The sequence below is a fragment of the Rhizocola hellebori genome (assembly GCF_016862955.1).
Lineage (GTDB): Bacteria > Actinomycetota > Actinomycetes > Mycobacteriales > Micromonosporaceae > Rhizocola > Rhizocola hellebori.
This window is the reverse complement of sequence record NZ_BONY01000151.1, coordinates 1-10,527: the sequence shown is the minus strand read 5'-3', so window position 1 is coordinate 10,527 and position 10,527 is coordinate 1. Positions and strand designations below refer to the sequence as shown.

Sequence of the window (10,527 nt, the reverse complement as noted above, 5' to 3'; positions counted from 1 at the left end):
GCCGCCCGCGCCACCCCCGGCCGCCCGCGCCACCCCCGGCCGCCCGCGCCACGCCCGGCCGCCCGCGCCAGGCCTGCGCCGCCCGCGTCAGCCCTGCGCCGCCCCCGGCATCTCTGCGCCGCCCCCGGCATCTCTGCCTCGCCCACCTAATCCAGAGATGTAGCTGCCACGGACCCCCACCGCCGGCCCAGGCATGCTCCGTTTCTCCGTGGTCTTCTCCGGTCGTCTCGGCCCGCCCACTGCTCCTGTGGCAGCTACATCTCTGCCTCGCCCACTTAATCCAGAGATGTAGCTGCCGTGGACCCCTCGTCCACCGGCTCAGGCATGCTCGGTTTATCGGTGGTCTTCTCCGGTTGTCTCGGGGCGGCTGCTGCTCTTGTGGCAGCTACATCTCTGCATCGCCCACCTAATGCAGAGATGTAGCTGCCATGGACCCCCTCACCACTGGCCCAGGCATGCCCGGTTTATCGGTGGTCTTCTCCGGTCGTCTCGAGGCGTCCATTGCTCTTTGTGGCTCCTGCATCTCTGCGTTGCCTGCCTAATCCAGAGATGTAGGTGCCGCGGAGGGACTCCCTCGCCGCCGGCGTTGTGTGTGTGCTCGGGTTCTTCGCCGCTGGCTAGGCGGTGGTGGGGAGGAGGAGGTCGGCTACTACGGGGAGGTGGTCGCTGGCGCGGGTGGTTAGGGGGTTTTCGACTACGTGGTAGGAGGCGATGGTTAGACGGGGGTCGATGAATATGGCGTCGATGCGGCGGTTGGGGGAGTGGGCTGGGAAGGTGTTGGGGCCGCCGGGATCGATCAGCGATGAGGCGAGCAAGGGCCACGACTGGCCATCGGCGGACTCGTTGAAGTCGGCGGCCAGCAGGGCAGGATCGGTGCACGCGTCGAGGGCGGGTTTGAGGAGCGCGGCCTGCGCGGGTCTTTCGGCCTCGTCGGTGGACAGGTGGGAACCGGCCACCACGAAGGGGGCGGCGCCGGGCACGGCGCAGCGGGCGAAGGCGGCGCCGCGCATGTGCCGGCCGGGCGTCAGCGGGTAGCGCATCGACCAGGAGTCGAGCACTTTGACCCGCAGATTGGTCACGATGAGGTTGCCCAGGCTGGGCAGGCCGCCCTCGGCGACGAGCATGCCGAAGGAGTGGGCCAGTGCGGCGCACTTGGTGCGCCAGCGCCATCGGCGCGGGGCCTCCTGGACCACGACCACGTCCGGGGCCAGCTCGCGGACCACAGACGCGAGAGCGTCGAGGTCGTCGCGCAGCGAATGCACGTTGTAGGACACAATCCGTAGTGGCACTCCCACACCAGGCAAGTTACCGCACTGGACAATCAATGCGGTCATCACGCAAGATGCCCGGGTGAGCTACACGGCTGGACCAACAGGATTCGACGCCGCGGCGGCTACGGCATGGCGTGACGGAGTTCCGGTCTATGACCGCGGCGCCACGATCTGCGTGATCGGCGCCGGGCCGAGCGGCCTGACCGCGATCAAGAATCTGAAGGAGCACGGCTTCGGAGTCGACTGCTACGAGCGAGAGACCGGCGTGGGCGGGGCGTGGAACTGGCGGCACAACCGCAGCCCGATGTACGCCAGCACGCACCTGATCTCCTCCAAGCCGTTCACCCAGTTCCCCGACTTTCCGATGCCCGACGAGTGGCCCGACTACCCCAAGCACACCCAGGTGCTGGCCTATCTGGATCACTACGCCGACCATTTTGAGCTGCGGCCGCACATCTGGTTCGGCACCGAGGTGGTCAAGGCGGAGCCGGCCGAAGGGGATCGCTGGGACGTCACGACCCGCGGCACGGCGGGTTATGGAAGCGAGCGCATCCACCGGTACGCAGGCCTGATCATCGCCAATGGGCACAACTGGTCGCCGAAGCGCCCCGACTATGAGGGGCTGGCCGAGTTCAAGGTCGAGACGATCCACTCGTCGGCCTACAAGGACGTGGCGCAGCTGCGGGGCCGCAAGGTGCTCGTCATCGGCGGCGGCAACACCGGCTGCGACATCGCCGTCGAGGCCGCGCAGCAGGCGGCCAGGTGCTGGCACTCCACGCGCCGGGGCTACTGGTACGCGCCGAAGTTCGCGTTGGGCCGCCCAGCCGATCAGGTGAACGACCTCATGCTGTGGCTACGGCTGCCGCTGCGGATGCGGCAATGGCTGGGTGCCAAGACGATGCGCTCGACCGTCGGCGACCTGACCCGCTTCGGGCTGCCCGAGCCAGACCACAAGCTTTACGAGACCCATCCGATCGCCAACAGCCAGCTCGTCTACTACCTCGGGCACGGCTCGATCACCCCCGTGCCCGACGTCAAGCGCTTCCACCGCAACAGTGTTGAGCTGAGTAACGGCGAGGAGATCGAGCCCGACCTGGTCGTGCTGGCGACCGGTTACAGCCCGGCCTTCGAGTTCCTCGATCCGGCGTTGCTCAACACGGATCCGCAGGGCAAGCCGCGGCTGGCGTTGCACGTGTTCGCCAAGCGCTACCCGACCCTGGCCGTGGCCGGGCTGCTGCAACCGGACTCGGGGCTGTTTCCGTTGGTGCACTGGCAAACCGTGGCCTTCGCCAAGCTGATGCGGTTGCGGGAAGCCGCGCCGGTCAAGGCTTCCGCGTTGCACCGCAAACTTGAGTCCGAAGTGGACAGACGCTGGACGGAGGCGAACGTGAAGAACTCGTCCCGGCACTGGTTCGAGGTCAGCCACGTCACCTACCTGAAGGCGATCGACCAGCTGTTGCAGGAGGCCACCCCCTAATGCTGTCGGTGATCAGGACACGCGAATGGGCGTTCCCCGTGCCGCCCGCGCGCCGCGAGGTGCTTCGCGCCACGCCCGAGGCCGACCTGGGCAAGCCTCCCGTGCTCTTCGTGCCCGGCTTCGGCCACGCCGCCTGGGTCTTCGCCGAGCACTGGCTGGAACACACGGCCGATCGTGGCTTCCCCGCGTATGCGATGAGTTTGCGCGGCCACGGCGCCAGCGCACCGGCGCCCAAGGCCGATCTGCGCGCATACGCGCACGACGTGGCTCAGGTCGCGGCGAGCCTGCCGCGACGCGCGGTGATCGTGGGGCACGGCGCGGGGGCATTGGCCGCCGCGCATGCGCTGGCCCGGTACCCAGCAAAGGCAGGGGTTTTGGTGGCTCCTGTTTTTGGCGGGCCGTCGACGGCGCTACGCAACCCATTGATCTGCCTGCCCGCCCTCTTCGGTGGCAGGCTGCGGTTGTCGGCGAATCAGCTGTTCAGCAGGGAGCTGCCGTCAAGCCAGGGCCGCACCTATGCCAAACGGCTGGGCCGCGCGTCGCGCAAGGCGCAGTGGCAGTTGCTCGCCGGGCGCAATCCGGAGGATCCCGTCGGCGATCCGCCGGTGCTCGTGGTGGGCAGCCCGGACGACCGGATAGTGCACGACTCGGCGGTGCGCAAGGTGGCCCGGCGATACGGTGGCGCGCCCCTGCTGTTCCCTGGAATGGGACACGATCTCATGCTGGACGCCCGCTGGCGCGAGCCGATAGACGCGATCTTGGACTGGCTGGAAAAAGCTTAAATACCGGCGCGTGCGAAGCAACGAGCGGCAGCTGCGATTCTGGCGCGTGCGAAGCAAGGTGCAACAAGCACTTAAACTACGGCGCCGTCGTCGTAGGGCTCGTCTTCTTCACCGCCGGGGCGCAGCCGCATGATCAGTGCTGCGGCGCCACCGAGGACGCCGGCCAGGCCGAGCAGCATGCTCACGCCGCCGGAGACCGGAAGAAGATCACGGTCGAAGAAGATGACGAAGCCCACGATGATCGCGATCACGGAGAGGATGGCTGGGAAAGGGACGCGCGGCAGCGGCGGGGCCGGGGGTGGGACAAACGTCTCCGGCGTATCGTCGGGCAGGTGCGCACCGAAGGTGTCCAGCCCGTCCAGCAGCGATGGCTGGTTGAGCACCGGCCCGCCCACGGGCCAGATCGGGCCTTTCGGCTCAGGCTGGGCTTCCTTGGCCGGCCAGTCAGGGGCCGCATCGAAGCCGGCCACGATCCTGGCGAACTCGGCATCGATGTGATCCGGCTCTGATCGTGACGAGTCAGGTTGCTGGTCATGGCTGTCAGGGCTCGGCACGCGTCCAGTCTGACACGCGGAGCACAGCGGCGGCAGTAGGCTCATGGCGTCCTGATATGCCGTCCCTCGTCCCCGGTGAGATCAGATGTTCTATTGGCTGCTGAAGTACATCGTCCTCGGCCCGCTGTTGCGGCTCATATTTCGCCCGCAGGTGGAGGGCCTCAGGAATGTCCCATCGACCGGTCCCGCCATTCTGGCCGGCAATCACCTGTCGTTTTCGGACTCGATCTTCATGCCGCTCGTGGTCAAACGCAGGGTCACCTTCGTGGCGAAGGCGGAATACTTCACCGGCAAAGGGCTCAAAGGCTGGCTTACCAAAAGCTTTTTTCTGGGTACGGGATGCATCCCCGTCGATAGGACAGGCGGCGACGCGGCACGGGCCGCGCTGGACACCCAGCTTCGCGTGCTGAGGTCGGGAAACCTGGCCGGGATCTACCCGGAGGGCACCCGCTCGCCCGACGGCCGGCTCTACCGCGGCAAAACCGGTGTGGCGCGGCTCGCACTGGAAAGCGGCGCGCCCGTGGTTCCGGTGGCGATGCTCAACACCGACGTGATCCAGCCCACCGGAAAGCTGATCCCGAAACTGATGCGGGTGAAAATCCGTTTCGGCGCCCCGATGCACTTTGGACGGTACGCGGGACGGCTGGGCGATCGGCTGGTGGAACGCGCCATCACCGACGAGATCATGTTCGAGCTGATGGAGCTGTCCGGCCGCGAATACGTCGACGTCTATGCCCAGAAGGCCAAGCTAGCGATGGTGTAGCTTGACCGCGCTGTTGCGGTTGATGAAGTCGTCCAGCTCGGCGCTGTCGGGCAGGTCGAGCTTGGCGGTGCGGGCCGCCCAGGCCAGGCTGAGCGCGCGGTCGCTCAGACTGCCGATCTTCCCGTAAAGGCCGGCCGCGTCGAGGTGGTCGCCGTTCATCGTCGCCAGTGCCGCCTCCACCCACGGCGTGCGCCGCGGGGTCAGCTGCAGCATGGCGCGGACACGAGCGATAACCTTGGGGCCCAACAGGAATGCTGCGTTAGCGGCGGCCGAGACCCACTCGGCAGAGGGCAGTGAGATCGCCGAGCGCCAATCCTGATCGAGCTCGGCCAGCAGCTCTTCCGCCTCCTCAAACCGTTCCTGGATGGCGCGGCAGAACGCCGCGTTGGCCGTGGCGGTGCGCAAGGGCCGGTGAAATCCACTCTGGCGGGCATAGCGCAGCACGCTCAGCACCGCGTCTTCGTCGGCCACTTCGCCCCGCAGCTCGCGAATCCAGGCCGTCACGAGAACGGGATGCGGATCCCACTCGGCTGCCGGGCGGCGCATGGTCGCGGTCGTCGCCGCTATCTGGCCCCGCCAGTCACCGGCCCAGAAGGTGCGCTGTTCTTCGTTGCCGAAGCTGGTGTCCAGCGTGACGCCAAAGACCCCGATGCTCTGCCGCTCGGTCAGCACGCGATCGGCGCGGCCGATGTCGCCCTCCTCAAGGCAGGCCCAGCCGAGATTCTGCATGGCGCGGCGATGGCTGACGAGCTGATGGCTGCGGCAGTGATCGACGACTGCTTCCAGCTCGCGCAAGCCGACCGCGCCAATCATGAACCTGGCAACGGCAGAGGTGATGCGGGCGTTGGCGTGCACCTCGGCCAGCGACAGCCGGTCACCGATGTCGGCAGCCGCCTCCGCGGCCGCGATCGCCGGGGTGGCCTCGAAGTTCATCATGTGCCCTCGGGCCAGCTCCAGCAAGGCTTCCGCCTGTTCCAGGCTCTCCGGCATGGACTCATAGCGGGCCACCGCTTCGTCCAGATAGGACAGTGCGGCGGTGCGGTCGGCTCGGGCCAAAGCGGCCATCCCGAGCAGGGTCTGTGCGCGTGCGGCGCCGCCGCCGTCCCCGCTGCGGATCAGTGTGGCGGACAGATCCTTGAGCTTGCTCAGCCCGCCGCTGTCGATGAAGGCGTCGCTGTTGCCGAAAAGCGCCAGCTCGGCAGCAAGCAGCTCCAGGGTCGGATCTTGCTGGAGCTTGATACTCAAGGCGCGTTCGACCGAGGCGGCCGCGGCGTCGCGGGCGTGCAGGGCGTAGGCGCGGCGGGCGGCGTGGTGCAGCGCGGCGCGGGCCGCGAACGCGTAGGGAGCGGTGTCCATGCCGAGGGTGCGGGCGATCTCGTGGGCGGCCCAGCGGTGGTTGGCCAGCACCTCGGTCAGGTCGGTGGCGCGGTTGTTGTCGCTGACGCGTTCCAGCCAGTCGGCCGTGCGCTGGTGACGGCTCACCCGCTCGGTGCGGGGCAGCCGCTGGTAACACACGTCTCTCACCAGCACGTGCCGGAAGCCGTATTCGAGCTGGCCGGCCATCACCGAGGCGGAGTGCTCGGTGACCAGATCGCGTTGCTGCAACCGCTGCAGCGAACGCACCACGACGTCGGTGGAGGTGCTCAGCGCGGCGGCTACGGCCCCCGGCCAGAACTGGGTGCCGACCACAGCCGCGGCCTGCAGCACGGCCCGGTCGGTCGGGTCGAGCAGATCGAGACGGTTGGCGATGACCGCCTGCACCGTCTGCGGCATGGTGGTCCTGTTCTGGTCGCTCAGCGTCCACTGCTCACCCATCGGGCGCAGCTCGCCTCGTTCCACCAGCATGCGGACGAACTCGTGCGCGTAGAGCGGGTTGCCGCCCGCGAGCTGGACCAGCGGGGCCATGTCCTCCTCGGGGAAGACGGCCTGGCCGAACATCAACCCGCACATGGTCGCGATGTGCTCATCGTGCATCGGGCCAAGCGAGAGCGACACCGCGCCGGTCACCGCGGTGGTCCAATCCGGACGCCTTTCGCGCAGCTCGGGACGGGCAGTCGCGATCACCAGCAGGGGTACCCCCGAGCCGAGGCTGCCGAGCATCTCGACCAGGCGCAGCATCCGGTCGTCGGCCCAGTGCATGTCCTCGAAGACGAGCACGGTCGGCCGTGATGAGGCCATCACCTGGATGAACCGCCGCCACGCCAGCTCGGTCTCGTCCTGGCCAAGCCCGGTCGTGGGCAGGCCGACGAGCGGGCCGAGCGCGTCGGCGAGGCGGGCCGCCTCCTGCTCGCTGACCATCGTGCGCAATGCGGTGTCCAAACGCGACCGAGTGGTCGCGTCGTCATCGGTGTCCAGGATTCCCAGCTGGGCCTTGACGATTTCGGCGAGCGCCGCGTAAATGACGTTCTCGCCGAACGGCGGGCAGTGGCCCACCTTCCAGTTGACTTTGGTTTTCGGAATCCGCGCGGCATGCCGGCGCAGCTCGCGAAGCACCCGGCTCTTGCCTATCCCGGCCGGGCCGAAGATTGTCACCAGCTGCGAGCTGTTGTCGCGGATCATGCTGTGCAGGGCGGTGACAAGCAGACCGCGCTCCTGCTCCCGGTCGACCATCGGGGTCGACTCGTCGCGATCACGGCGATGCAGCCGCGCGGACAGGGCCAGGAACAGACGCCGTTGCTGGGTGCGCCCGCGCAGGGTCAGCAGGGGCTGCTCGGCGTAGTCGATCTCGTGCTTGGTGGCGTCGGAGGTGATGTCGCAGACCAACACCCCGCCGTCGGGGGCGATCGTCTGCATCCGGGAAGCCGTGGCCACCACATCGCCGGAGACCATGGCTTGGCCGCCGTCATGGGCGGCGGTCAGATCGACCAGAGCTTCGCCGGTGGCAATGCCGACCCGGAACGTGGCCAGCTGGCCCAGCCTGCCACGGCTCAGCACGCGCTGGGCCTCCAGGCCCGCTCGGACGGCTCGAAGCGGATCGTCTTCGGTGGCGATCGGCGCGCCGAAAATCGCCATCACCGCATCGCCGATGTATTTCTCGATGACACCGCCGTATTGGCGGATCACATCGCGCAGCGAGTTGAAATATTCCTGCTGCAGCTTGCGGATCTGTTCCGGATCGGCCAGTTCCGAGAAGGAGGTGAAACCCGCCATGTCGATGAACAGCACCGTGATGCGGCGCCTGTCCTCACGATTGGCCGGAGCTTCCGCCGAGTCTGCCCGAGCCCCACATGACGTGCAGAAAGAGGCGTCGATCGCCAGTGTTCGTCCACAATGGACACACGCTCGGGTCAGGCGTGTTCCGCAGCCGCCGCAGAACTTGTCCTCCGGTCCGGCCACTCGGGAGCAGTTGGTACAGGTCGAGGTGTTCACATCTCCACCAGGTCATGCGGAGCGTTAAGTATTACCCAGCCAAGGCAACGACGGTACTGGTGAGATGACTGTGTAGCCAAACCGACACGGGCCTTTCAGATGCCGTACACCCGGATAGAGTCTCGTGGCACTGATCGCTGAACGATTGGCGTGGAGGCGCGAGCGATGTTAGTGCGTTTGGCAGTCGCCTGGATCGACCCATTCGGGAGGCCATTCAACGCGGGCGACGTGGTCGACATCGATGCGATTACCCTCGCCGAGCTGGAAGAGCAAGGAGTGGTGGAGAACATGACTGATCCCAAACAGGCCTATGTCGGGCCGACCGGGGGCGAAGAGGACGGCTACGTCGGACCCACCGGCACCGAGAAGAGCAGCTACGTCGGCCCAACCGAGGAAGACGGCGACTACGTCGGCCCGACCGATGAAGACGGCGACTACGTCGGCCCCACCGGCACGGGCAACGACTAATCAGGCGCGTGCCAAGCAAACGCGCGGCACATCGCCTTGAGCGGAAGAGAATGCGCTCGGGTGTGGCGGATCGCGTTCAGCGATCCGCCATCCCGGCTCTGCGCCGAAGCGCTGGAACGTCCATCACCACGATGCGGCGGCCCTCCGTGCGCAGCCAGCCGCGGCTGGCGAACGACCCGATGGCCTGATTGACGCTTTGCCGCGAGCCGCCTGCCATCTCGGCCAGCTGGCTCTGGTTCAACTCGATCGTGATCATTGGCGCCTGGCTCTCGCCTGCCAACCGGACCAGTGTCTTGGCCACCCGACCTGGCAGATCGAGGAAGACATGGTCGGCATTCTGCTCGGTCAGCCGCCGGACCAGGGCACCGAGCGACCGCATCACCGCGTCCAGAATTCGCGGGTTGGCGTGGATCAGCTCCATGAACGCGCCGCGCGAGAGCGCGAGCGCAGAGCAGTCTTCCAGCGCTTCCGCCGACAAAGAACGCGCCGAACCGTCCAAAAGGGACACTTCGCCGAAAACCTCCGGTGGCCGTAGCACGCTGAGCACAGCGCGCTCCCCGGTTGGGGAGGTCCGGAATACCGCGACAGAGCCGCGTTTGAGCACAATCAGTGAATCGCCAGGATCGTTCTCGACAAAGAGCAATTGTCCCTTGCGAAACTGGCGTGGCACCGCGGTGGCTATCACCCGTTGCCTCACCTCTGGTTCAAGCCCAGCGAACAACTCCACCCCAGTCAGAGCGTCCGCTGGCTCTGGGTTGCGTATCTCCACCCGCCCATCCCCTTCTTGCCGTCCCCCCGGAAACTCCGGTTGACGGCACGCACCGCCTTTTACCTGCGCATGTCAGATCATCGCCTGACCACGTCGCCCCGTCTACCCCATCGACCGGAGCATCGTCCAATCGCGGATTACCCACGCGTCAGACGCGTGCCATAATCCGCGAGTGCTGGCTGACCATACGATCCGGGCGGTGCTTCGCACATCTTGGCACCTTCGGCCAGACGGCTTCTCTGTATTGACCGGAGGGATGACCTCCGATACCTGGTTGGTTAGTGCCGGTAGCAACCGATACGTAGCGAAACTAGTGCCTCACGCTGCGCGCAATCAATTCGAGGCCGGTCTGAGCGCCGCGGAACACCTCCACCAGCGCAATCTTGACGCGGGCCGGCCGGTGCGGGCCATCGATGGTCAGCTGTCGTGTCCGATCGAGGGACAGGTCCTCGGATTGATGAATTTTGTGGACGGGCGCGCCCTGGACGCCGCCGACCCAGTGGATCAACAGTGGTGGGGTGATCGGCTCGGCCGTGCCCATCAAGCACTCACCGGCTTCACCCATCCCGGCCTGCCCGCGTGGCATTGGGTCCGGCCGGAGGCCGCCCACCTGGGCATCGCGGCGTGGCTGCGGCCCGCGGTGACCCGTGCCGTGCACACGCTGGAAAAGCTGCAGGTCACCGACAGGCTCACGTTCGGTACCCTGCACGGCGACCCTTCCTGCGGCGCGTTCCTGCTCGACCAGACCACCGGGCGGATCGGCATTATCGACTGGGGTTCGGTGGTCTCCGGCCCGCTCGTCTACGACCTCGCCTCCGCGGTCATGTACGCCGGGGGCATCGAATGCGCCACAGGCCTGGTCAACGCCTACGCGGCCACCGGGGTGGTGCCGATGGCCGAGATCGAGGCCGCGCTGCCGACCCTGCTCAACTTCCGCTGGGCGGTGCAGGCCGACTTCTTCGCCGCCCGGGTCATGCGCGAGAACAACGAAGAAAACCGCAAAGGCCTCCACGACGCCCACCAAGCTCTAACCGTCTGAAATCGCAGCGCCGCCGGCTTTCGCGCGGTGTGGCC

The 10,527-nt window shown here is 67.1% G+C and carries 9 protein-coding genes; 5 read left to right on the top strand and 4 right to left on the bottom strand.

Going from position 1 to position 10,527, the window contains the following annotated elements; all coding sequences use genetic code 11:
• Positions 1-617: 617 nt before the first annotated feature.
• A complete protein-coding gene (locus Rhe02_RS48480) occupies positions 618-1,304 on the bottom strand; it encodes an endonuclease/exonuclease/phosphatase family protein (protein WP_203915374.1) in 687 nt (228 codons plus the stop codon).
• Between the two features lie 46 nt (positions 1,305-1,350).
• Between Rhe02_RS48480 and Rhe02_RS48475 the strand changes: the two genes are divergently transcribed.
• Positions 1,351-2,748, top strand: a complete 1,398-nt coding sequence (locus Rhe02_RS48475; RefSeq protein ID WP_203915373.1) for a flavin-containing monooxygenase — start codon at positions 1,351-1,353, stop codon at positions 2,746-2,748.
• Positions 2,748-3,530, top strand: a complete 783-nt coding sequence (locus Rhe02_RS48470) for an alpha/beta hydrolase (protein ID WP_203915372.1) — start codon at positions 2,748-2,750, stop codon at positions 3,528-3,530. The genes Rhe02_RS48475 and Rhe02_RS48470 overlap by 1 nt, the downstream gene beginning before the upstream one ends.
• 71 nt (positions 3,531-3,601) lie before the next feature.
• On the opposite strand, the gene Rhe02_RS48465 is transcribed toward Rhe02_RS48470, so the two are convergent.
• Entirely contained in the window at positions 3,602-4,084 is a 483-nt protein-coding gene (locus Rhe02_RS48465) for a hypothetical protein (RefSeq protein ID WP_203915371.1), read from the bottom strand.
• Positions 4,085-4,169: 85 nt separating this feature from the next.
• Between Rhe02_RS48465 and Rhe02_RS48460 the strand changes: the two genes are divergently transcribed.
• Positions 4,170-4,847, top strand: coding sequence for a lysophospholipid acyltransferase family protein (locus Rhe02_RS48460; protein ID WP_203915370.1), 678 nt, complete (start codon positions 4,170-4,172; stop codon positions 4,845-4,847).
• Here Rhe02_RS48460 and Rhe02_RS48455 read toward each other — a convergent pair.
• Entirely contained in the window at positions 4,833-8,216 is a 3,384-nt protein-coding gene (locus tag Rhe02_RS48455; protein ID WP_203915369.1) for an ATP-binding protein, read from the bottom strand. The genes Rhe02_RS48460 and Rhe02_RS48455 overlap by 15 nt on opposite strands.
• A 165-nt stretch (positions 8,217-8,381) precedes the next feature.
• Here Rhe02_RS48455 and Rhe02_RS48450 point away from each other — a divergent pair, with 165 nt between their 5' ends.
• A complete protein-coding gene (locus tag Rhe02_RS48450; RefSeq protein WP_203915368.1) occupies positions 8,382-8,684 on the top strand; it encodes a hypothetical protein in 303 nt (100 codons plus the stop codon).
• 76 nt (positions 8,685-8,760) lie between these two features.
• Here Rhe02_RS48450 and Rhe02_RS48445 read toward each other — a convergent pair whose 3' ends face one another.
• Positions 8,761-9,453: a Crp/Fnr family transcriptional regulator gene (locus Rhe02_RS48445; RefSeq protein WP_203915367.1), complete on the bottom strand. Its 693-nt coding sequence runs from the start codon at positions 9,451-9,453 to the stop codon at positions 8,761-8,763.
• Between the two features lie 172 nt (positions 9,454-9,625).
• Here Rhe02_RS48445 and Rhe02_RS48440 point away from each other — a divergent pair, with 172 nt between their 5' ends.
• The gene (locus Rhe02_RS48440) at positions 9,626-10,492 is read left to right on the top strand and encodes a phosphotransferase enzyme family protein (protein WP_308442086.1); all 867 of its coding nucleotides are present in this window, start codon (positions 9,626-9,628) and stop codon (positions 10,490-10,492) included.
• Positions 10,493-10,527 lie beyond the last annotated feature (35 nt).

Excerpts from the sequence above, each read along its gene's own strand:
- Rhe02_RS48470 (WP_203915372.1), top strand. The coding sequence starts at position 2,748 with ATGCTGTCGGTGATCAGGACACGCGAATGGGCGTTCCCCGTGCCGCCC.
- Rhe02_RS48460 (WP_203915370.1), top strand. The coding sequence starts at position 4,170 with ATGTTCTATTGGCTGCTGAAGTACATCGTCCTCGGCCCGCTGTTGCGG.
- Rhe02_RS48450 (WP_203915368.1), top strand. The coding sequence starts at position 8,382 with ATGTTAGTGCGTTTGGCAGTCGCCTGGATCGACCCATTCGGGAGGCCA.